Origin of the sequence: Halosaccharopolyspora lacisalsi, from assembly GCF_014137975.1 — a bacterium.
In the GTDB taxonomy this organism is placed as follows: Bacteria; Actinomycetota; Actinomycetes; order Mycobacteriales; family Pseudonocardiaceae; genus Halosaccharopolyspora; species Halosaccharopolyspora lacisalsi.
Window position 1 is genome coordinate 80,954 of the sequence record NZ_JACGWZ010000010.1, and the last position, 20,438, is coordinate 101,391.

Consider the following 20,438-nt stretch of genomic DNA (forward strand, 5'->3'; position numbering starts at 1 on the left):
GGGGTCAGTGGTATTCGAAGGCGGCCACCGCCCGCGAGACCGGCCCGCTACCGGAGACCAGTTGCAGTCCGGCGGCCTGCCAGATCACATAAGCCAGCGTTTCGGCTTCGAGCTCCTGGGCGGAGTCGTAGGCGTTGCGATGCAACACCCGCACCGACTCCTCGGCCAGCACGTCGTCACCACTCAAGCGGGACAGCATCTGCTGATCCCCATCCTGATCATCGTCTCGGGACGTCGCGTCGGTATGGAGGGGAACGCCGGTGTGGCCGCAGAGCATGTGCGCCAACTCGTGCAGCACGATGTGATCCTGGTGCAGCTCGGTGCCCGAGGTGTCATAGACGATGACATCGCGGTCGGTGCGGCGGATCCACAGCCCGGTGGCCACGCTGGCGTAATGGCTCATCGTGCGCGGGGCCAGCTGGATCGGCCGCCCCCGGTGCTGGGCCACCCGCTCGACGAACTCGGCCATGTCCCACGGCTCCGGCAACGGTGGCAGTTCGGCCAGCCGAGCTCGGGCGTGCCGCAACATGACGGGCAGAGCCGCCATTACACAGCCTCGTCATCGAACTCAGAGAGCAACTGTTCCACAGCATCCAGTTTGTCCTGCTCCAGTTGCCCGATCCGGCCCATGATCTCCGCCGAGCGAGGTTCGCGCGTGTCGAAGTAATACGGGCTGACCCCGAAAAACTCGGTCAAGGCATGACGCGTGCGGAGGTCCGGGGATGTGCTCCCGTTCAGCAGGTTATGCAGCGTGCCGTGCGAGATCGTCTGGCCGGCGCTTTTCATCTGCCGGGCCAGGGCGCGGGTGGACAGCCGCGGCTGCTGGGTGCGGCGCTGATAGTCCGCCACCAGCTCCTGAATCCGCTGCTGCTGAGTTGTCATGGTCGATCTAGTTCAGCACAGGCCCCACTGCAGCAACAACCCACCCCACGGTGAGCACGGCCACTCCGCACCGTTCTGTTCAACCGGTTTGACAGTTTCGTAGAGTGGTGATCGCTCAACGCGGTGCGTCCGTTTGCGGGGATTCCGCGACCAGATGCCACCCAACGGCACCAACATCATACGGCAGGTCACCACACTGGACAGACGTCGCGCTCGTGCGTCACTGAGCAACACCGGGGAGGAGTGCCATGCGGCCAGCGAACGCGAACAGCGCCACACGGGGACCTGATGGGTCGGAACGGGGATACCGGCCCGCAGCTACGAGTCGGGGGTAGACATGCACGCAACCAGCCAGACCCAAACCACGAATCTCGGCGAGTTCGTCCGCGAACACCGTGAGCGCAACAATCTCTCCCAGGGGGAACTCGCCCGTCAGGCGTACTGCACGCGCGGCACGGTCAGCTACGTCGAAAAAAATCGACGGCGGCTCAGCCTCAAACTCGCCACCAGCATGGACGAAGTCCTGCACACCGGCGGCGAACTCGTGAAACGTGCCCACCAAAGCCTGACCCAGGCTCGCCCCCAGCGACTGCACCGGCCCGAACAGTTGCCCGCCGACATCGCCGAGCTGTACGGCCGCGACGAATCCCTAGCGCGCCTGTCCGAATCGCTGTCCGCTACGCGCGACACGGCCCCCGCCATCACCACCGTGGAAGGCCCGGCAGGGGTAGGTAAATCGGCGCTGGTCGTGCACTGGGCCCACCAGCACGCCCAGCACTATCCCGACGGGGTGATCACCGCCCACTTGGGCGGCCACACCCCCGGCCACACCCCCGCCGACCCCGGTGACGTGGTGGCCGACATCCTCGGCGACCTCGGGATCACCGACCTCCCCGAGAGCACCCCCGCACGCTCCCGGTTGTTGCGAACCGTGCTGGCCGAGCGGCATCTGCTGCTGCTGCTCGACGATGCCGTCGACAGTGACCAGGTCCAGCCACTGCTGCCCGGCACTTCCAGCTGCCACGTGCTGATCACCAGCCGCCGGCGCCTGACCCGGCTGTCCCTACGCGGATCCGCGACGCGGATCCCGCTGGCACCGTTGTCGGCCGCCGAAGCCGGCCACATGCTCAGCAATCTGCTTACTCCGCACCGCAGTCTCGACGGCGCTGACGATCAGCACGCCCTGGCCCGCATCGTCGACGGCTGCGACCGACTTCCCCTGGCTCTGTGCGCTGCCGCCGAGGTCATCACCACCCACCCCGGCCGGGAGCTGTCCCAGCTCGTCGAGCCGCTGACCGGACCACGCCGCCTGCACGTGCTGACCACCGCCGCCGCAGGCGATCCCCAGTCGGCGCTGCGCGCCACGTTGGCCGCCTCCTACCAGCACCTCACCCCCCTGGCCGCCCGGCTTCTGCAGCACCTCGGTGCCGCCGACCACACCTGCATCGACGCGGTCACCGCCAGGAACCTGCTCGACGTTCCCCTCGAACAGGCCGAAACCGCACTGGCCGAACTGCTCGCCGAGCATTTGCTGACCCCCGAGGCCTGCTGCCCCTCCTTGGTGCGCCTGTTCGCCGCCGAACGCGCCCAGGACCCCCCGGCAGAGCCGCACATCCTGCCACCGCGACGGGCCGTGCTCACCGACCACTCCTGACACCACCCGCAGACGCCCCGCGGTGGTGTTCCCCCAGCGGAGGTCCCGGCATCCACCCGGAAACCTCCGCCGACGGCACAGCCGTCTCGGGGAACAACGCCCCGGGCCGGAAAGGCCCTCACGTGCCCAACCTGCGCACTCTCCATCCCGAAAAGTACGCGCGCGTCAGCAACGGCGCGGTCGACAACACACCGTCGGTCCTCGCCATCGGCTATCTCACGATCCTCATGCGTCATGAAGATGGCTGGGTGCCCTCCCTCGAGAAGCTTGTGCAGAAGTACCTCGAAGGCGAAACGAGCCTCGGCAAGGCACGGAAAACCCTCCGCGATGAGGGCTACTACGTCCGCGTCAAGTTTCAACACGATGGCGGCAAGCACCACACCGACATCTGGCGTGCCTCCGAACCGCACACCGACGTCGAGCTCGACCAAATCGCGAGCTACTACGTGCCCGGATCCATCTGGCAAATCCCCCAGGTCGACAAGCGCGGCCGACACGTGCGCGACGCGCGAGGCCAGACGGTCATGCGTCCGGTCACGGTGCGCTCGGCGCAGATGGAGTCATGGCGCGCGACCAACGAACGGATCACGGGCAAGCCTGTGGATAACTCCCCCGACAGCGACGTTTCCGCAGGTCGCACCGACCCCCCGGATTCAGGGGGTCGGGATACTGACGTCAAATCTCCTGGTCACAGCTTTGGTGGTGACCTTTTCCCTGCTCGCCCCGACCCCGCACATACCGGGGGCCGGATGGCCGAGGGGTCGGATGACCGAGGGGTCGGCAACCGGGGGGTTCCAGAGAAGACGAGCGAGGAGACGAGGGAGAACACGACGGAGGAGACGACGGAACCTTTTGGAAACCCCCAAAAGGTTCCGATCCTCCAAAAGGGGTTCAGAGGAAACGCCGGTCACTCTGATTACGCAGCACCGAAGCAAGGCGACCAGATAGGTGACCCACTGATCGCGCGCGTGCGCGATGCGATCGGCCAGTCGGTTTGTCAAGCGTTCGACGAGAATCCGTCTATGTCCGAGGACGAGCTGACGAGGCGTATCGCCGAAGCCAACACCGACCTCACGCATGACCAGTCCTGTCTCTACGCCGCGACACTGCTCACGGTCACCGGCCCGAGCCGCGAATCAGCCCTCCCGTAACCCGCGAAGAGCACGCCGGCCCGGATCAGGCTGGTCCTCCCGTGCCGCTGGAGAGCACTATGCCCCTCCAGCGGCACGGATAGCCGCGCATTCCCGGCCCCCACAACCCCACACCTCCTGGTGGGGTAGCGAAGCACACAATCCACACCAGAGCTTCGCAGGGTGACACCGCCCGGCAGAAACGCAAACACCTGCGACTGACCAACTCAGCAGGCAAGCTCGTGTCCTACCTCGACTCCGTCGTGAAAGTGGAGACGTCGTGAGCACGGTTGCTCTGTTTGGTGCCGTACATGCGGTCGTCAGCACTGGCCAGCAGCGCCGAGAGTTCCGCCGATCCGGCGGGAGCGCTCATCACCCCCAAATCCAGGCCGGTCTCGACCAAAATTCCGTCAATGAACAGGGGACGGTTCACCATCTCCTCGAGTTCCCGGACCCGCCGCTCAACCTCGGAGTGCGAAGCTCCGCTCAGGAGCACCGCGAACTCGTCGCCGTGCAGCCGCACCGGCAGCTCGCCGCGGCTGGTGACAGCACGAAGTCGGTCCGCTATCGCAGTCAGAGCGCGATCACCAAAACGATGCCCATAAGTGTCGTTGATCGTTTTGAACCGCCGCAAGTCGCCGAGGGCTACCGCAACCCGGTGGTGACGGTGGCGACGGCACGCCCGAGGAAACGCGGCGGCAAGGGCAACGCGGTTGGCCAGCCCGGTCAACAAGTCGGTGCGCAGCTGCCGTCGCAGTCGGCAAGCGACTGTGCTGGTGGTGAGGGTGCTGGCGCTCGTGACGAGCACCGCGATTTCTGCCAACATGGAAGAGGCCTCCAGTAGAGGTAACGACCCGCCCGGTTCCGGTCAAAGAGCCCGGGCGGGTCTTTCACGGTCGGAATTGATCGCTGCCACGTCTGTATGCACAAGGTCCGGACACAGCACGGAGCAGACAAGCGACACGGCCCTGAGACGGACCCCGCAGCACACCGCGCGCGTGTCGGTGTGCTGCGGGCACGCCCGGACCGGAGGTGCTGGTGTCACCACCACCGGATTGGCTTTGGACCGCCAACACGGACCCATTCACGGACCTCACGTGATGCGGCACTCAGAGTGGCCATCAAAACCGGTAGCGCACCGATTCCGGCAATGATGCCGGTAACCCACGTCACTAGTGCGGCAGTACCAAACAACCAGTGCAGAAGTCCGGCCAGTAGAAGGAACACGGCACCGCCCGTGAACAAGGCGAGTCCGAACGCTTTGAGCCAGTGCCCCGGTGAGGACAGTGCACGGGAGAACGCGCCGGGCATGACCGGCATTCGCATCTCGGGTTCCTGGTCGCACTCTTCGATGTAGGGACGCGGGCGGGGCGCAGCCGGTTCCGTTGGTTCCGCACGGGTTTCAGGGGCGTACTCGGTGACGGGTTGCTGATCCGGCCGCGGCGACGACGGATCGGTGTCCCCGCAGGTCGGCATCCTGTCGTTAACGGCCGACTGCATCGCCTCACCGATGGCGGTGGTGCGCTGGTCGTGCTTGTCAACTTCGTGCTGCGCCTGCTCCGGCGTATAGCCGTTGCTGAGGAACATCTGCATCATGGCGTTGCGCGACCGCTTGGTGAAGTCGGCGTGTTCGGCATTGTGGACAGCGTTCTCGGCCTCCCAATCGATCGGCAGCGGCGGACGTCCAGGCCGGGGGTGGTCGGTGTTCATGCTTCGGGTCCTCTCCTGTGTCGTACGTGCCAGTTCCCCGAATCACGGGGTTCGGTTCGACGGGGTCGTGCGCCCCCCGGTGTCCGGCGTGGGCCGGGCACCAGAAGCAAGCGGGGCGCTACAGCGCTCCGAGGTCCGTTCGGGTCACTGGAAGACCCCAGCGAGGAAGGTCTGCATCGAACCGGCGGCGTCGCCGAGCCAGTTCTGCCCGTCGTTGACGGTGTTGGCTGCGCCTATGGGGTCACCGATGATCCAGAACAGGACGAAGCCGACGGCGACGTAGATAAGGATCTTCTTCTTGTCCATGATGAGTACTCCTGAGTGAGTAGGTGCCCCGCCGGTCTTGGCCGGGGCGGTGTGTCGAAGCGGGGCGAGCCGAACTGCCCACCCACCCGCACAGTCACCGAGGGGTGACTGCAGGGCGGAGTGCGGTTCGGTTCACATCGCGTCCTCGGGCGCCTGGTCGGCGCGGAACCACTTCACGCCACGGCCGGATCCGGCGGCTTTCGCCTTGCCGTGGGCGTTGAGGTCCTTCAGCCGGTCGACGACGGTGGTCTTGCTCGGGGCTTTCTTCCCGCTGTGTTCGGCGTAGCGAGCGGCGATCTCACCGGTCTGGATGCCCTTCGTGCTGGCCTTGCCGAGTTGTTGGACACAGAACGCCTTGATGGGGTCGTCGTCGGGGAACTGCTTCACAGTGACTTGCCCAACCGCTTCGGCGGCGTCCTTGTTGGCGTGCTCGGCGGGCATCTGTTCGAGGCGCCGGTCCAGGTCAGCGAGCTCGTCGCCGCGGCGAGCGTCGTCGGCGTCGTGCTGGGCCTGCATGATCGCGGCGCGCTGCTCACGGACCATCTCGTCGTCTCCGGTGGTGATTCCCATCTTTTTGGCGATGTCGGTGATGTGCATTTCGGGGGCGGTGTTCATGTCGTCGTCCTCTCCGTCCGTGTCGTCGTCGTACGGTCCGGTGGTGTTGATGCGGAAGTCGCCGCTGAGGTGCGACCCCAACCATTCGGTGTTGGTTCGGATGCCCTCGACGTGCTCGGCGAGTTCGTCTTCGGTGGTGATCGGCTCCGGCGTGCGCGGCTTGGTGACCATCTCCGGAGTGATCAACGGGTTCTCGCCGGACGCAGTCGTGCGGTTGAGGTAATCCGGAGTGGCGTACTTCATGGTCGGCGCGTCCAGGGTGGGCCGGAACGGCCCATACAGAGATGCGAGTTCGGGAATCACACCGTGGTCGTCTTCGTCTTCGTCGTCGCCGATGTCGACGAAGTAGCCCTTTCGGTGGACCTGCTTTCCGGTGATCGAGTTCTCTTCCACGGCTTCGCCGTAGGTGAACTTCTCCGGGTTGCCGGGCAGGTTCTCGGTGTCGGAGAGCGTGAAGGCGGCTTCGGCGGCCTTCTTGACCTTCAGGAGCTCGTTGGCGACGAGCATTTCCCGGAACTCGGCGAAGCCGTGTCCGTATCCTTCCTGGCTGCCGCGCTGGCTCGCGGTCCGCAGGATGATCCCCTGCGACCGGAACTCCTTCGTCCCGCGGGTCAGCATCGACGAGCACAGTTCCGGCAACTGCTTCCACAGGGCGCTGAGTTCGTCGATGAGGATCACGATTGCCGGGGCCGTGGCTGGGCTAAGGATGCTGGAGTTGCGGTATTCCTTGCCGCGGCCGTCGGCGAAGGCGATGGCTTGGCGCAGCATCGCAGCGGCCTTCTTGGGATCGTTTCCCATCCAGTCGATGCAGTCGCCCCACGCCGCGAAGTCCTTCCCCGCCTTCATTGAGACGTCAATGACCCAGACCAGCGCGTCCCGGCACGGCATGAGCGAGGTGATCTCGCTGTTGATGTCGACGGTCTTCCCACTACCGGTGAAGCCGACCTTCAGCCCGTGCAGGGAGCCGTAGCCCTTGCGCCAAAACTCCTTGTAGTGGGTCGAGCCGTCGTCAATCTCCCCGGCGGGGAACGGATTCTTGATCGATGACATGTTCGGCAACAAGTGCTTGATGTGGTCGGGAATGTCCATCTCGCCGGTAGCGCCGTCGGACAGGTGATACTCGACGGCGGCGTTCACCTGCTGCCGGATCTCGTCGAGATGGGTGACGATGGGGTGTTCGAGCTTGGTGTGCTCGCTCCACGGCTTGACCCAGACCACCCGGGCGATGACGTGGTTCGTGTCTTCTTCGTCATCGAGGACGGTGACCGCACCCTGACGCAAGCGGCCGGGAATCTCGGCAGCCAGCGACGGACCCAACTGAAGGGCTTGCTCGACGCGGACACCGGACCCGGCAAGGTCGATGTGGTAGTTCATGCCGATCCGCCGCTGCCCGTCGGCGCTCCACACGGTTTCGGTGGCGAAGAGCCCGGCTCCGGGCATTCCGACGCGGGAGAGGACACCGCCGTCACCGTTCCACGTCTCAGCGTTCTTCTTGTCGATCTTGGCGCTGTTCACCGTGGTGCGGACCTTGCGGGACTCAATCCATGAAACCTGCGCGGTGATCGCCCCGACTGCCCCGGCCGCGCTCACCAGCGTGTTGACGGGTCCGAACACCGATCCGGCTACGGCCCATGCCGCGGCACCGAGACCGTGCGCGGAAACGAGTCCGCGTTCCCGTTCGGACAGGGCACCGAGCGCGACGGGCACGCCGATCGTGGCGGCTGACACAGCTCCGGTGATGACTGCTGTCGTGGGGTCGGCGTAGTGGCCTACGCACCCGGTAAGTACCGCGGTCGCGTCGACGGCGAGCGGAACACCGTGGTGCCGGTTCTGGTGCGCCCGCGATTTCAACCACGCGCGGCGCTTCTGTTTGCGGTCTTGCTTCTTGTCGTGCTTGCGATGCTCCCGCGCAACCTTCTTCGCGGTCGGCGGCTTCGGGGGCTTCGTGACGCTTTTGCCCATGAGTAGTACCTCCGCTACTGGTCACGGTCGGAACGCCGGGCGGAAGTCGAAATTGACTTCCGCCCGGCCGGTTTGATCACTGGTTGAAGAAGGAGTTCTCGTCATCCATCGTTCGACCACGACCGGCGTTTTCGAACCGGTCGCTGTAGAGCTGCCAAAAGGTGTTGGCGGTGGCGATGAACAGATCCGCGATCTGCCCCATCGCCGCCGCGACGACGTAGAGCCCTGCCAACGCGCGGGGGTCCATGCGCCGACGCAGGTCGAGGAACATCGCCAACTGCAAGTAGGACTGGCTGGCTTGCCGGTAGGCGGCGGCCTGCCCACGCAGCTGCTGAATCCAGTCGTGCCAGTTCGCCGGGTTGTACTCAGCGACGAGCTTGAACGCGCCGTCGAGCGCGGCCACGGGGTTCGTGGTTTGCGGGATACCGGTTGTCACGGGGCTACCTCCTTGATCGGTGAAACGGGTGTCGCCCCCGTCGGGGGCGCCGGTCGGGGTGGAGCGTCGCCGCGATGGCGGGGGCGTGCGGAGCGCGTCGCGGACGTGCTTCGGAGGGGATCTCTTCACGTCGGAATCGACGATTCCGAACGCCCATTCGTCCCCTTCCTGAGTTCGGATGAGCTGGTGCGGGTCGCGGCGGATCCCGTCGGCCCGCTTGATCGCCTCTCGGTCTTGGCGACCGGTAGCCGGGGGTGTTCTGCGCCCAGCGGCGGGGCGGTGACGTCGGGGTCTGCCGTTGCCCTGTTTGGTGCGGGGATCGAGGAGCCCGGCCGCTCTGCGGGCATCGGCTATGTTGCGGGTGGGCATCTGCCCGTTGGCGACCATCGCCGCCCGCAGGAGCGGGTCGCTACGGAGCTGCTGACGTCGGCGTCGGGAAACCAGGTGTCGTGCGGCGGTCCGCAGTACCCGTTGCCGCGTGGTGCGGGCGTAGTGGTGTCCGTAGACGGTGGCGTAGGCGTATCCGGCCCGCGTCGCGTGTCCGGCAACTCGCCGAACGTGGGGGGACGCGGCTCGGTAGGCGCGACGACCACCCTTTACGGCCGATCGGGTAGCCAGGTATCCGCCCGCAATTCCGACTCCGGTTACTCGAAGGGCCATGCCTCCGGCGACGCGGACTTTCTTGTTCTGGTACTTGTGCTTGTTCTTCAGCACCGTGCGCCGCGCCTGCTTGGCGCGGTGGCGCATGTCCCGCATCCGCTCGGTTGCGGATGCTTCGGCCTGGTGTAGGCGTCGCTCGAAGGCGTCGTCGTGATCGTCGAGGTCGCGGCGAGCCCCAGTGGATGTGGCGGACTTCTTCGGCTTCTTCGGCGGCGGGTTTGTCTGCCGCCGGTTCCGGCCGGGAGCGTCGTCAACGATCTCGGCGTCGAGGACGTCTGACGCTCCCGGCTGAGCTGTCGCTGTCGGCATCGTCGCTCACGCTCACAGTGCCCAGAACAGGGCTACGACAGCGATAACGAGCACGACAACACCAAGCCCGGCTTCCCGCGCCCGTTCCGGTTCGTTCAGCGCCGTCGCGGTGTGTGCGGCGGCCAGGGACAACACGTTCAGGGCGAACCCGGCCGGTACGGCGATGACGGCGTACGCCACGTACAGCGTCTTCACGCTGATGTTGCTCTGCGCCTGAAACCGAGTGCGGTGCTCGGTGACGGCGTCGTAGAGGCTGGACGGCGCGACGGCGGCGAAGTCGGCGGGGATCCACCCGTCGGCGGTGCCGACCATCTTGGCGACCTTGTTCTTGGCCTTGGTCTTCGACTCGCTGGCGGTGTTCTCCGGCGACTTCTTCGTCCCCCCGGTCTTGGCGCTCTCGCTGGTCTTTCCCTGCTTGCCGTTGTCCGGCTTGGAGGGTCCAGCGGGGTCGGTGGGCGGGTTGGTCCCGTCGCCGAACAGGGCGTTCGCGTATTCGGCGGTGGTGTCCCGCTGGTCGGTGGTGGTATCGGTACTCATCTCCGATGTCCTCCAAGAGAGGGTCGGGTTACGGGTGGGGCCGGTGTTTCTGGTGAGGCAATCCGATTCCCCGGCGGACCGGCCGCGCCCATTGAGGCGCGGCCGGAACCCGCGGACGCGGATCACGCGGATTGGCGTTCCGCCTTCAGGTCGTTGGCGATGCCCGACGCGGTCGAGCGGGCACATCCGACGGCTTCAACGACCGTGCCGACGGTGATCGCACCGTCAGGCAGGTTCGCGAAGTGCTCGCGGGCAGCGGCGAGGTAGTCGACCTTGCTGGTGCGGCCCTTACGCCTGCTCTTCTGTTTTCGCTGTGCGCTGCGCCCCTTCAAGGTCGACTCGACGGCACGCAGCGTGGGTCCGGTCTGCTCGGTGTTCGATTCCGCCGGGGGTGTTTCCGGATGGTCACTGGGACCGGCGGTGCCCGCGGTCGACTGCTTGGCGGGTGCGGCCTTGCCAACCGGAGTCGGCGGGGCAACCTTGATCCTCTTGCCGCCCACCTTGCGGCCGATGGCGTAACCAACCCGCGCTCCTGGTCGTGCCGGGCGTGGCTTGCGAGTGCGTTCCCACGCCTGCTCAACCGTGAGGGTTGGCTGGTCGATGAGCAGCTTCTTCGTCCGCCATGCGTGGTCGCTGTAGAAGACCCATCGGCCGAACCCGATCGGCTTCGGCTCCGAGATCTTCGCGGCGGCGCGAAGCCGGTCGGTGACGTGGTAATACTCCGACACCTCGTGAACGAGAAACCCGATCGCGGTGATCGCGGCGAAGCTCGTCCCGAGCGCGGGGGAGCCGTGGAACAGCGGCTTTCCGCCGTTGATCCAGGCGAAGCGAACGACGACCGCCGGGTCACTGAGGTGGAAGAAGTTCAGCGCCCCGGCGCCGAGCGCGGCACACCAGGACAGTCCCCGCATCGCAGTTGCTGATGCCTGCTGCTCCCGGCGTAGCCGGGCCTTGCGGCTCATGCCGACCATGCCGAACTCGAAGGTCAACGCGAAGAAGATCGCCACGGCGAACGGGAACTTCGTTGACCAGTAGGAGAGCTGACCGAGACCGGAGCCGATCAAGGCACTGACGAAGGTCATGCCGGACAGCGATCCGAGGATGTTGTCCGGGGCGGCCTTGATCCTGGCAAGTGATTTGTCGTACCAGGTGTTCCACTCGCCGCGAGTGCGGGCGGCTTTCCTGGCCTGCCTGCGCTCGAACCGAGCGTCGGCGTCCTTGCGACGCTGGCGCCGCTTCTCGGCGATCGTTTCGGCCTTCGATCCCGGGGCGGGCTGCCATTCGTCCGCGGTTCCCGTGGTGGCCGGGACGGGATCCGGTTCTGGCAGTGGCTCCGGCGTGACCTTGCTGCCATCGGGGACAGCAACGTCGGCCGGGAGCTCCGGTTCAGGTTCGGGCTCCGCCTGGTGCTGCTCCGCCGTGGCGGTGACGTCTGCGTCGACGTCGGTGTCCTCGACCGGATCCGGGGCCGGTAGCGCGGGTCCGAGAAGTACCGCGCTACCCGATCCGGGAACGCGGTCGAGCGTGGCACTTCCGTTCGTGCTCATGCGTGCCTCAGCTCCGGGGAGATCGCGGGGATGTCGTCGGGAACCGGAAGATCCGCGTCTTCGTGGACCTTGCGGACCAGTAGCTCGACCCCACGGAGAAGAGCGCGGGCGGTGCTGCTTGCCGGGTGCTCGTCGCAGGTGAGTCCGGCGAGGAACCGCAGGTCCTCTGTGTGAGCGATGAGGGTGTCCGGGTCAAGCGCGGCAATTCCGCGTACGAACCCGGCGCTTGGGGCTGTGTAGCAAGTTATCGTGGTGCTCACGGGCGCGTCCTTTCCATCTGTCGTCCGTCAGCCCCCGGCCGTGCGTGGCGATGCAGCGGCCGGGGGTTTCTGCTGTGTCCCCGGCAGGGCTCGAACCTGCGCGCGACCCGCCGACCGTGTCGGCCGGGTGTCGCGGGGACGTCTCCCCGTCCTCGCCGAGCTCTTGTGCCCAGGTGAGACGGGGTTCATCAGCGGCAATCGCTATTACGGTCGAGGTCGCTCGGCGCTCGCCCCTGACGTCTCCCGACGCCGTCCGGTGGAGGGTCATCGCTGACGAGCTTGTCGACCGCATCGACGCGTGCCGCTGCTCTGGAGTTCTCAAACAACACCGGAAGCCTTTCGACTGTCCGTATCCCGCGAGTGACGACCTAAGATTGACCCAATCTGATCTATATGTCAAGTGATGCCACCTTAATCGGGTTAAAAAGGTTGCCCCTGTCATGCGTCGGGGCGCACAAGGTGGCGCTAACCTGGTGATACGCCACGCACAGACAGGAAAGGACGCGCGATGCGCAAGGAAGATCAGTTTTTGGACCGGATGCGGTCTGAGCTCGACGCAGGCACCTACCCGCCGGGGACCGTGCTGCCCACGCAGCGCGAGCTCGCCGAACAGTACGGGCACGACGTACGGGAAATCCGCGCAGCGATGCAGCGACTCGAAGCCGCCGGGCTCGTCCGGATCCGCCGAAAGGCCGGGACGGTGGTGCTCGACCCGCAGCCCGTGAAGCGGATGGGCGTCGAGCGCTACGCCCGCCATCGATGGATGCAGGGCGTCGCCCCGTTCGAAGCCGACATGTCAGCGGGGAACGGCGGCGCGTCGGTCACCGTGGATCAGCGCAACACCGTCGAGACCGTCGCAGCATCAGCCGATGTCGCCGCGGGACTCGACATCGGCGAAGGCGAAGCCGTGGTTCGGCGCTATCGCAAGCTTTACGACGCCGCTGGCCAGCCGACCCACTACGTCACGAGCTGGTACCGCGTGAACGACGTCATCGGCACCGCAATCATGTCGACCGATCCCGGTACCGCTGGACAAGGCGGCGGGTTCTCCGTGCTGCATCAGCAGGGGCTCACACCGCACACCATCCGCGAGGACCTGAACATCCGCGAGCCCAGCCCGGCCGAAACCGACGAGCTCGACATCCCCCCCACGCTGTTGGTCACCGAAATGTGGCGCTGGGTCCGCACCGCCGCCGGGCGCCCGGTCGAGTACGCCTACGGAGTGCACAACGCGCTGAAGTTTCAGTGGAGCTACACGTTCGAGGCCCCGGAATGAGCCGGCGCTCCCTCTCATGCGACGGAGGCGACGGCCCGGTGAACGAAGACGTCGGCGAAGTGCAAGCAACGTGGGCACTGGTGCTCGACGGGGCAACCGCTCCGCCACTGGAGACCGGATGTGTCCACGGGGTGCGCTGGTATGTCGACCAGCTCAGCCGGGAACTCCGTACGCGACTGTCCAGTGACGGCACGATGCCGTTGCCCGACATGCTCGCCGAGTCGATCAGAGCCGTCACCGAATCGCACGCATCGACATGTGACACCGCGAACCCGTCGAGCCCGTCGAGCACGGTATCCCTGGTGCGCGAGCGCAGCGGCGAGCTCGACTACCTCGTTCTTGCCGACTCGCCCGTGATCCTCGACGTCGACGGCGAGGTCCGCCCCGTCCTCGACGACCGGATCGATCACCTCCCCGCCTACGACCTGGACACCGTGACCCGGGTGCGCAACACCGACGCAGGATTCTGGGTCGCCTCCACCGACCCGACCGCCGCATACCGCGCGGTATCCGGGTCGACACCGCTGAACCAGGTGCGCCGCGTGGCACTGGCCAGCGACGGCGCGACCCGACTCGTCGACGTGTTCGGCCTACTCGACTGGGCTGGCCTGCTCGACCTGTGCACGCCACCGGAAGGCGATCCGCGGGGCCTGATCACTCGCACCCGCGCGGCCGAAGACGATCCGACTACGTCGGTCCTGCCCGGGGCACGGCGCGCGAAAGGGCACGACGACGCGACGGTGATCGCGCTGGACTACAGGGAGGCGCACGCATGATTGACATCGACACTGCCGGGGTTCGGTTGGAATCGACCCGCTCGCCGATCGTGCCGCCGGAAGCCGACGACATGACCGCGCTCGGGTTCGTCGACTTCGGGCACTGGCACCACTGCTCGACCCTTCAGGTCGAGCTCGACGGGACCAGGATGGTCGAACCCGCGAGGTTGAACCCGACGTTCGGCTACTGGCTCCGGCAGGACGCGGCTGGGCGGTGGACGTTGGCGTCGAACCTGGACGGGCGGACCGTGATCGGTCATGTCGAACGGTTCGACAATGGCGTGCTCGTCGACGGCGGTGTGTACGTCATCGAACACGTTGACTCCGCCGACGGTGGGGGTTCGTGCGCGATGGTGTTCCGGCGGGTTTCGTAGGACGAGCTCGACATCCGGACACCGATCTTGTAGCCGACCGACGGCGACATCGACCCCCGGGCGCGAACACCGCGCCCGGGGGTCTTTTTATGGCTCGCCCGGGGGTTCGCCGACGGATGTATCCGGGGTTCGTCGACCGGTGTTCGCGGACGGCGTGCGCTGCGATGGTATCGACTCGCGAACACCGGGTTCGGGTGGGCTCACGGGGCGTTCGCGAACCTCCGAGCCGGGGCAGGATGTACAGGTTCGCGAACACCCCTCCCGGAAAAATCACCCGGGGTTCGCGAACCCGTCTTCAAGAGGATCCATCAAGGGTTCGTCGAACCCGCCCCGGAAAGAATCGGCAGGGGGTCCGTGAACGCCAACCACGGCGCCACGGGTACGGGTTCGCGAACATCCGGTCGAGGCACCCGCCCAGTTACCCCGGCGGGTGTTCGCCGCGCCCGCGTTCGCCCGGTTCCACGAACACCTCCCGGAAGGGGACCGACGCCGATATCGGGGTTCGCGGAAGCCGCCCAGCTCTCCCGCCGCGGACGGGCCTTCGGGTTCGTGTGACGGCAGGTGCGGCACCTCCGAACGGTCTCCGGTTGGGCACGCCCGCCGCGGGGACACGGTGACCGCGCCGCCGTGTGCGTATGCTTCCCCGGCGAGGGATGACTCCTTGTGTCGAAGCGGGAAGCAAGTCCTCGACGGAGCCCCCGGCGGCCATGCCGCCGGGGGCTCCGTCATGTCTGGATCGTGTTCGCGGCCGGGTCACGGCGCGTATCCAGATCGACCAGCGAATCAGCCAGCAAATCGACCAGCGCGGCCGGAAAATCGACCAACGGTGCTGGTCGATCTGGAATCGATCACTGGTCGATCCGTGGAGAGTTTTCGCACGTCACCGCGTATTTGGTCGATTCGCTTGCGTGGGGGCGCCTCGCGCGCGTACGCGCGCGCCTGCGCGTCATGTGCCCTCAGGATCGCCCAACGGCCCGCGTGGGTCTAGTCGATCTCACGACGTCCGCCGTGTCATCACTCGACGGCGAGCGCGCGTTGCGCTCGCTGGGCGGGCATGTGCCTGCCCAGCGAGCGCTTACGCGCATGCCGGGAGCCCCGACTTGCCCATACAGATCAGTTCTGTACAGTGTGGTACATGAAGACCTACTCAGCCACGGACGCCCGAAAGCAATGGGCTGCTGTCCTTAACGAGGTGGGCGTCCGACACGAGCACGTAGGAGTTCAGCGAGGGTCGGCTGTACACGCTGTACTCGTCGACCCGGGCTGGTACGAGCGCGCTTGCCAAGCGCTGGCCGACAGCGAGGCGAACCAGACGGGAAAAGCGAGGGCGGCGTGACATGACACGCCGCGCCGCGTCGATCACACGCGGTAGACTGACTGCAACAAGATCCAGACATACGAAAAGCGCCGGTCTGGCTGCCAACCTAAACCCGGCGCTTCTCGCTCCCTTGGGAGTAAAGCTATGTGCTTGTATCCCGGCTCCACGCCTTCAAGGGCGTGCCCACATCGAGGATACAACACATGCGGCCTGTGTGTAACTCGTGCATCCGTACGACAGCACACGTCACACGATCGCTGCAGCTCCTAAGGGTGTTCTCATCGAGAGGAGCACCCGTGGCCCATACGCCGTCCGACGGCAGCACCAATCCCCCCATCGTGGCACTCCGCCAGACTCGAGGATCCGCTCCGATCAGCGGAGACCTCTTCACGGCCACAGCTGATCCACTGGTCGTGGCCTTTCAGACCACCGTTTTGTTTCATGATCCGAACAACGGGGCTCTCACTCTTCCGCAGCTCCGGCAACGTTGGAATGCCAGCGAGCGCGGAGCGCGCGCAGCTCGACGGGCGCTCATCGATCGGGGGTTCTGGGTCGAACTCGATGAACGTCAACCCAACGGCAGGTTCAGGCGGATCACGCTGTTCTCGGAAATCCGCCTCGGAGAACAGGACCTTGCCGAGCTCGCCATCCAGTACCCGCCGTCATCTCGCATCCGCTGTGGCGGCAATGACTACCTCGTCGGGCCGTCTGGAGAACTAGCACACCGTTCCTGCACCAGCGCAGACTCGGGCAACGTTTCTGCTGGTCATGCCGAGTCTGCGCCAGCGCAGACTCGGAAGTTGTCAACCGGCCCTGCACCAGCGCAGACTCGGCATGACCAGGGAGTTCACAAAACCGGCCCTGCACCAGCGCAGACTCGGCATGACCAGGAAAAACAGGATATTTCCGCTGATCACGCCGACTCTGCACCAGCGCAGACTGATGCATCATCCCGTAGGGATGATGATGAAAAGCATGCATGCATGGATGTAGTGTCCCAGTTTTGGAAACTGATCAGCTCCTCCATTGCCATGATCGACCCACCTGGCCGAAGCAATGTGCAGAGCCAGGTGCAGACCGCATTGCAATCTGGCTGGACTCCCGAGTCGTTGACTCACTGGGTCCACACACAGCTCACTGCAGCCAAGAAGCGCACTACCGTACGCAGCCCTGCAGGGTTCGTCATCAGCCAACTGCGTGAGATCCCCGCTGTTGCTGAGACTGCCGGTCCAGTCGAGCCGAAGTCAGACTTCCCAGAGTGGTGCGGCCAGTGCGGTGACCCCGATGACCCGAAGCGGGAGCTGAAGTGCCGGAACAACGTCCGGGCGCGGACGTGGCCGGACGGAACTCCCTGCTCGTGCCGCACCGCTGACGCGGACGCGGCATGAAACGACCCCGGTCGGGGCTGCTTCCCCGGCCGGGGCTCGAACATCCTCACCAACGCTGAAAGGAAGCAGGATGTCCACCGACAGTGTCTCACCTGCCGACCCGTACTCGCCGCATCCGCGGCTGGACCAAGCGAACGCCGACGTCGAGATCAACGAGCAGTCCGTCCTCGGGTCAATGATCTTGAACAAGGACGCCCGTATCGACGTGCCGCGCATCCTCGATCGGGACGACTTCTACCGACCCAAGCACCAAGCTGTCTGGGACGCGATCACCGCACTCATCGAACAGGGCAAGCCTGTTGACGAGCTCACCGTCGGCGCCGAACTCGACCGGATGGGCGTGTTCGAGCGAGTCGGCGGACCGAACTACATCATCACGATGGTCTCGACCGTGCCCACGGCAGTGAACGCCACGTTCTACGCCGAAGAGGTCAAGAAGGTTGCGATCAAGCGCACGATCGCCGAAGAGTCGCAACGTCTGCTTCAGGCCGCGCAGGACAGCGTCGACGTCGACGACCTCGAAGAGCGAGTCGCGAAGTCGTACGAAGAGTGCATGTCGGCTTTGTCTGATCCCGACGCCGACGAAGCCCGGCCAGTCGGCGAGGACGACGCGCTCATGGACGAGTTCGTCACCAATCTCGGGAAGCGCCCTACTTCAGCGTTTTCGACCGGGATCGATGACCTGGACCGAGCGATGATCGCCCGGAACGGCGCTCTGATCCTGCTCAGCGCGGATACCGGAGTCGGTAAGTCGCTGTTGGCCGCGCAAATCGCGCGGCACTACGCCCGCGACCGGGGTGAACGGGTGTTGTTTCACTCCCTGGAGATGAGCCGTGACGAGATGGTTGAGCGGGACATGTCGGCCGTGTCCGGCGTGGCCCTGTCCAAGATCACGGGTGTACACGACCTCGAACCAAGCAACTATGACCTGATCAAGGACGAGTACCTGCCCGCTTATCGTGAATGGGCGTCCCGGTTGCACTACGTCGAGGGCAAGGCCAGCGTGTCCGAAGTCGCCCGCAACGCGCAGCGACTCAACCACGAGCACCGCGGCGACAGTGGGATTGGCCTGGTCGTGCTCGACTACCTCCAGATCGCCAAGCGCCCCCGAGACGTCTCCACCGAACGCGATGACCTCGCGTTGGCCGCGATGACCGGTGCGCTAAAGGAACTCGCGATGGATCTGGGATGCGTGGTGATCTGCATCAGCCAGTTCAACAACGAAGGGGCGAAGTCTTCCGCCCCGCAGACCTACCACCTGAAGGGGTCGAGCTCGCTCGGTCAGGATGCCGACGTGGTCGGGATGATGATCGACCCCAGCAAGGATGACGAGTCGCGGGCTGGCGAGGTCGAAGTGTCCCTGCCGAAGGTCCGTAAGGGCGTGTCAGGAACGACAGTGACCATCGCTGAGCAGCGCCACAAGGCGCACTTCAGGGCGCTGAACGACAACGACCGGGCAGACATGTCCGTCGCCGACCGGCTCAACGCCCCGTCACCGTTGCCCACCTGACTCTGCCGCCCCGTGAACGGCCCCATCCTGAGTAGATCAGGATGGGGCCGTTTTGCTGCCCAGCGTCGCCACACAGCGACGCAGGCCCGCGGTCGAAGGTCATACACCCCGGAAGCTGGATAGGTGATCTCAGCGCTCAAAATCACGCGGGTAGCGCGCTGGCGATCGTGCACTCGAGTGACTGCACGGCTTCGCGTGAGGTTTCCTTGTTCGACACGGCATGATCAATCGGGCTTCATTCCGAGCGCCTGGCGTACTTCGTCGAGTGGTTCTCCGGATGTAGCGGCTACCCGTTCGGCGATGATGGTCAGCTCGGCCATCGTGACCTGACCACGGCCGGCTGCCTCGCGAGCTTCGGCCGCGCGCTGGATCGTTTTCCTGCGGGCCGCAGCCCACGCCGTCAGTGCGGAGCGCACAGCCTTCGCTTCCGGGGTCCAGCGCACCACACGCCCGACATCCGTCTGTTCGGCACTCGGGTTTCGGGTATCGGGTTCCGTTCGGTTGGACTCCCCGTGCTCAACAGCTGGCTCCCGATTCTCGCCTTTCGGGTCCGGGGCGCTCGGTACCCGCGCGCTCTCGCGCCCGTCACCCGCGTGTTCGCCTTTCGGGTCCGGGGCGCTCGGTACCCGCGCGCTCTCGCGCCCGTCACCCGCGTGTTCGCCTTTCGGGTCCGGGGCGCTCGGTACCCGCGCGCTCTCGCGCCCGTCACCCGCGTGTTCGCCTTCCGGGTCCGGGGCGCTCGGTACCCGCGCGCTCTCGCGCCCGTCACCCGCGTGTTCGCCTTCCGGGTCCGGGGCGCTCGGTACCCGCGCGCTCTCGCGCCCGTCACCCGCGTGTTCGCCTTCCGGGTCCGGGGCGCTCGGTACCCGCGCGCTCTCGCGCCCGTCACCCGCGTGTTCGCCTTCCGGGTCCGGGGCGCTCGGTACCCGCGCGCTCTCGCGCCCGTCACCCGCGTGTTCGCCTTCCGGGTCCGGGGCGCTCGGTACCCGCGCGCTCTCGCGCCCGTCACCCGCGCGCCCGCGCGCGTGCTGCTCATCCTTGGTGGGTTCATGCTGCTCAGACGGCTCGGCCGGGTGTCGACCGAGTTTGGTGCGCTTGCGCGGCTGTGGTGGCATCAGCGACGCCCTCCTGTGGTCAACATCCGCTCGACGAACCGCCCGTAGACGCTGGCGACATGGCGCAGCCGCGTCTCCTTGGCCTCATCGAGGCCGATGCCGGCCAGCAGGTAGTCCGAGATCGGCGCCCACAGCGGGATGACCTCGTCTGGAGAGGTCCAGGCCTGGTCGCCGTAGTACGGGGAGATGTCTTCGGTCAGCACCCGGTCGTGGTGCTGCGATTTGCGTTTGCCGTTGATCAGCGGGCCGACAGCGGTCAGCTTCGGGTTGTGATACGCGGCCACAAGATCGATGGTGTTGTGCAGCTCGTTGAGCCCGTCCGCACTCCATTGCTCCGGTTGGGACACGATCAATGCCTGCTCGGCCGCAACGAGCGCGTTCGTCAGCAGCAACCCCAGTGCGGGCGTGGTATCCACCAGCACCACGTCGTAGGCGCTCAGCACCGGGCGCAGCACGTGAGTGAACCGGTGCTCCCGGCCGAACCGCTGAGACTCGACCTGTGTTCCGGCGTCGGCCAGCGCTTCCGTAATCGGTGTCGGCGCCAGCGTCACCCCGTCCCAGATGCTGGGGACGAGCACGTCGGCCAGGGCGTACTCCGCGTTCGGGGCAAGTGCGTCGGCGACCCCGATCGTGTCGCCGAGGTCGTCGGCGGACAACGCGCTCGTGATGTTGC

19 protein-coding genes are annotated in these 20,438 nt (G+C 66.0%); 7 read left to right on the forward strand and 12 right to left on the reverse strand.

Annotated elements, in window-relative coordinates; all coding sequences use genetic code 11:
- Nucleotides 1-4: 4 nt before the first annotated feature.
- On the reverse strand, nt 5-547 hold the full coding sequence (locus tag FHX42_RS25300; RefSeq protein ID WP_182546983.1) for an ImmA/IrrE family metallo-endopeptidase: 543 nt from the start codon (nt 545-547) through the stop codon (nt 5-7).
- Entirely contained in the window at nt 547-882 is a 336-nt protein-coding gene (locus FHX42_RS25305) for a helix-turn-helix transcriptional regulator (protein ID WP_182546984.1), read from the reverse strand. Before FHX42_RS25305 ends, FHX42_RS25300 begins: the two co-directional genes overlap by 1 nt.
- A 337-nt stretch (nt 883-1,219) precedes the next feature.
- On the opposite strand from FHX42_RS25305, the gene FHX42_RS25310 reads away from it, so the two are divergent.
- Nucleotides 1,220-2,536, forward strand: a complete 1,317-nt coding sequence (locus tag FHX42_RS25310) for a helix-turn-helix domain-containing protein (protein ID WP_182546985.1) — start codon at nt 1,220-1,222, stop codon at nt 2,534-2,536.
- Nucleotides 2,537-2,658: 122 nt separating this feature from the next.
- Nucleotides 2,659-3,687 (forward strand): hypothetical protein, encoded by a 1,029-nt coding sequence (locus tag FHX42_RS25315; RefSeq protein WP_182546986.1) that lies wholly within the window; start codon nt 2,659-2,661, stop codon nt 3,685-3,687.
- 226 nt (nt 3,688-3,913) lie between these two features.
- Here FHX42_RS25315 and FHX42_RS25320 read toward each other — a convergent pair whose 3' ends face one another.
- The 8 genes from FHX42_RS25320 to FHX42_RS25355 all read right to left on the reverse strand — a co-directional run bounded on the left by FHX42_RS25320 (nt 3,914) and on the right by FHX42_RS25355 (nt 12,008).
- Nucleotides 3,914-4,492 carry a GGDEF domain-containing protein gene (locus FHX42_RS25320; RefSeq protein WP_182546987.1) on the reverse strand — a complete coding sequence of 193 codons (579 nt, stop codon included), beginning with the start codon at nt 4,490-4,492 and terminating at the stop codon, nt 3,914-3,916.
- 215 nt (nt 4,493-4,707) lie between these two features.
- Nucleotides 4,708-5,376 (reverse strand): hypothetical protein, encoded by a 669-nt coding sequence (locus tag FHX42_RS25325; protein WP_182546988.1) that lies wholly within the window; start codon nt 5,374-5,376, stop codon nt 4,708-4,710.
- 144 nt (nt 5,377-5,520) lie between these two features.
- The gene (locus tag FHX42_RS25330; protein ID WP_182546989.1) at nt 5,521-5,682 is read right to left on the reverse strand and encodes a hypothetical protein; all 162 of its coding nucleotides are present in this window, start codon (nt 5,680-5,682) and stop codon (nt 5,521-5,523) included.
- A gap of 132 nt (nt 5,683-5,814) precedes the next feature.
- Entirely contained in the window at nt 5,815-8,259 is a 2,445-nt protein-coding gene (locus tag FHX42_RS25335; protein WP_182546990.1) for a hypothetical protein, read from the reverse strand.
- 76 nt (nt 8,260-8,335) lie between these two features.
- Nucleotides 8,336-9,664, reverse strand: coding sequence for a hypothetical protein (locus tag FHX42_RS25340; protein WP_182546991.1), 1,329 nt, complete (start codon nt 9,662-9,664; stop codon nt 8,336-8,338).
- 12 nt (nt 9,665-9,676) lie between these two features.
- Nucleotides 9,677-10,201, reverse strand: a complete 525-nt coding sequence (locus tag FHX42_RS25345) for a hypothetical protein (protein ID WP_182546992.1) — start codon at nt 10,199-10,201, stop codon at nt 9,677-9,679.
- A 122-nt stretch (nt 10,202-10,323) separates the two neighbouring features.
- Entirely contained in the window at nt 10,324-11,748 is a 1,425-nt protein-coding gene (locus tag FHX42_RS25350) for a hypothetical protein (RefSeq protein WP_182546993.1), read from the reverse strand.
- Complete coding sequence (locus FHX42_RS25355; RefSeq protein WP_182546994.1) at nt 11,745-12,008, reverse strand: hypothetical protein; 264 nt, start codon at nt 12,006-12,008, stop codon at nt 11,745-11,747. Before FHX42_RS25355 ends, FHX42_RS25350 begins: the two co-directional genes overlap by 4 nt.
- A gap of 508 nt (nt 12,009-12,516) precedes the next feature.
- Between FHX42_RS25355 and FHX42_RS25360 the strand changes: the two genes are divergently transcribed.
- The 5 genes from FHX42_RS25360 (at nt 12,517) to FHX42_RS25380 (ending at nt 18,650) form a co-directional block, all read left to right on the forward strand.
- Nucleotides 12,517-13,284, forward strand: a complete 768-nt coding sequence (locus FHX42_RS25360) for a GntR family transcriptional regulator (RefSeq protein WP_182546995.1) — start codon at nt 12,517-12,519, stop codon at nt 13,282-13,284.
- 38 nt (nt 13,285-13,322) lie between these two features.
- The gene (locus FHX42_RS25365; RefSeq protein WP_220480886.1) at nt 13,323-14,060 is read left to right on the forward strand and encodes a protein phosphatase 2C domain-containing protein; all 738 of its coding nucleotides are present in this window, start codon (nt 13,323-13,325) and stop codon (nt 14,058-14,060) included.
- Nucleotides 14,057-14,434, forward strand: coding sequence for a hypothetical protein (locus tag FHX42_RS25370; protein WP_182546997.1), 378 nt, complete (start codon nt 14,057-14,059; stop codon nt 14,432-14,434). Before FHX42_RS25365 ends, FHX42_RS25370 begins: the two co-directional genes overlap by 4 nt.
- Before the next feature lie 1,614 nt (nt 14,435-16,048).
- Complete coding sequence (locus tag FHX42_RS25375; RefSeq protein WP_182546998.1) at nt 16,049-17,140, forward strand: hypothetical protein; 1,092 nt, start codon at nt 16,049-16,051, stop codon at nt 17,138-17,140.
- A gap of 70 nt (nt 17,141-17,210) precedes the next feature.
- On the forward strand, nt 17,211-18,650 hold the full coding sequence (locus tag FHX42_RS25380) for a replicative DNA helicase (protein ID WP_182546999.1): 1,440 nt from the start codon (nt 17,211-17,213) through the stop codon (nt 18,648-18,650).
- A 224-nt stretch (nt 18,651-18,874) separates the two neighbouring features.
- Here the strand turns inward: FHX42_RS25380 and FHX42_RS25385 are convergent, their stop codons facing one another.
- Entirely contained in the window at nt 18,875-19,765 is an 891-nt protein-coding gene (locus tag FHX42_RS25385) for a hypothetical protein (RefSeq protein WP_182546915.1), read from the reverse strand.
- The coding region (locus FHX42_RS25390; protein ID WP_220480887.1) for a ParA family protein at nt 19,765-20,438 on the reverse strand (674 nt) is incomplete at its 5' end. The genes FHX42_RS25390 and FHX42_RS25385, both read right to left, overlap by 1 nt.

Excerpts from the sequence above, each read along its gene's own strand:
- FHX42_RS25300 (WP_182546983.1), bottom strand. The coding sequence starts at position 547 with ATGGCGGCTCTGCCCGTCATGTTGCGGCACGCCCGAGCTCGGCTGGCC.
- FHX42_RS25305 (WP_182546984.1), bottom strand. The coding sequence starts at position 882 with ATGACAACTCAGCAGCAGCGGATTCAGGAGCTGGTGGCGGACTATCAG.
- FHX42_RS25310 (WP_182546985.1), top strand. The coding sequence starts at position 1,220 with ATGCACGCAACCAGCCAGACCCAAACCACGAATCTCGGCGAGTTCGTC.
- FHX42_RS25320 (WP_182546987.1), bottom strand. The coding sequence starts at position 4,492 with ATGTTGGCAGAAATCGCGGTGCTCGTCACGAGCGCCAGCACCCTCACC.
- FHX42_RS25325 (WP_182546988.1), bottom strand. The coding sequence starts at position 5,376 with ATGAACACCGACCACCCCCGGCCTGGACGTCCGCCGCTGCCGATCGAT.
- FHX42_RS25330 (WP_182546989.1), bottom strand. The coding sequence starts at position 5,682 with ATGGACAAGAAGAAGATCCTTATCTACGTCGCCGTCGGCTTCGTCCTG.
- FHX42_RS25335 (WP_182546990.1), bottom strand. The coding sequence starts at position 8,259 with ATGGGCAAAAGCGTCACGAAGCCCCCGAAGCCGCCGACCGCGAAGAAG.
- FHX42_RS25340 (WP_182546991.1), bottom strand. The coding sequence starts at position 9,664 with ATGCCGACAGCGACAGCTCAGCCGGGAGCGTCAGACGTCCTCGACGCC.
- FHX42_RS25345 (WP_182546992.1), bottom strand. The coding sequence starts at position 10,201 with ATGAGTACCGATACCACCACCGACCAGCGGGACACCACCGCCGAATAC.
- FHX42_RS25350 (WP_182546993.1), bottom strand. The coding sequence starts at position 11,748 with ATGAGCACGAACGGAAGTGCCACGCTCGACCGCGTTCCCGGATCGGGT.
- FHX42_RS25360 (WP_182546995.1), top strand. The coding sequence starts at position 12,517 with ATGCGCAAGGAAGATCAGTTTTTGGACCGGATGCGGTCTGAGCTCGAC.
- FHX42_RS25370 (WP_182546997.1), top strand. The coding sequence starts at position 14,057 with ATGATTGACATCGACACTGCCGGGGTTCGGTTGGAATCGACCCGCTCG.
- FHX42_RS25380 (WP_182546999.1), top strand. The coding sequence starts at position 17,211 with ATGTCCACCGACAGTGTCTCACCTGCCGACCCGTACTCGCCGCATCCG.
- FHX42_RS25385 (WP_182546915.1), bottom strand. The coding sequence starts at position 19,765 with ATGCCACCACAGCCGCGCAAGCGCACCAAACTCGGTCGACACCCGGCC.